Origin of the sequence: Enterobacter cloacae complex sp. P12RS (genome assembly GCF_014895875.1) — a bacterium.
Lineage (GTDB): Bacteria > Pseudomonadota > Gammaproteobacteria > Enterobacterales > Enterobacteriaceae > Enterobacter > Enterobacter bugandensis.
This window is the reverse complement of the sequence record NZ_JADBQO010000020.1, coordinates 100,276-101,136: the sequence shown is the minus strand read 5'-3', so window position 1 is coordinate 101,136 and position 861 is coordinate 100,276. Positions and strand designations below refer to the sequence as shown.

General features: G+C 35.0%; 1 protein-coding gene. It reads right to left on the bottom strand.

Features of this window, described 5'->3' with window-relative positions; genetic code table 11:
• The coding region (locus IM284_RS14000; RefSeq protein WP_193055827.1) for a DUF6056 family protein at nucleotides 1-861 on the bottom strand (861 nt) is incomplete at both ends.

Sequence of the window (861 nt, the reverse complement as noted above, 5' to 3'; positions counted from 1 at the left end):
TTGCTCGTATTTGTGTATAAGAGACAGACATATATGAGTTCTTGAAAGTAGGGAAACCATCTGATTTTTTTAAAAGTCGGTTAAGGTAAAAGTCAGGTATTACGATCTCTTTTTTTCCTTCGTTGATTTGCTGTGTTAACATCGCCATGCGTATTGCATCTTGCTTTGACGCTCTTATATTAGAATAGGAAATCAGGCCGTAAGAGGGTACAAAGTAAGTCATAGCGAACACAATGACAATACTAAATATCGAGTTTTTATATATTTTTTCATTTGAAAAATTAGCAGAGTAAATTAAAAAAGAAAGGGTTATTAAAAACATAAATAAGGCACCAATACCAGATCTTTCAGGCATGTATGGTGAAGCAACAAATGCAAGGTCACACAACATCCCACCAATGAAAAATGCTAGTGCACAAATTAATGAACCCCTTGATTCTATTTTGAGTAGTCCAAATGAAAGTGCAATGAAAATGATGATTAGAAATATTGGCCATAAGCTATCCAGCGCTGCAGGAAGTCTTTCAAATAAATGTAGATCAAGTTTTTCTATTAATGTTAATGAGTGCCAATCTTTAAAATAAGACGATCTGATGGCAGAGCCTGGACTGAATAAAAGCACCGCAGAACCCAAGATAATCCCAATCAAATAGGGTGCCGACAGTTTAAAGCGGTTAAAACAAATAGAATATAAAACTGTCAGTATCGTTGCGACAATGCACGTGTTTTCGTTTGAACAACCTGCCAAAAAACCAACTAATATCCCCCCAGAATAACTAAGTAATGTATGTGGTTTTCTTTGTCGAGCGAGAATAACGAAAAATAAAGATATGTAAAATATAGGCCATAGATAGTTCGATG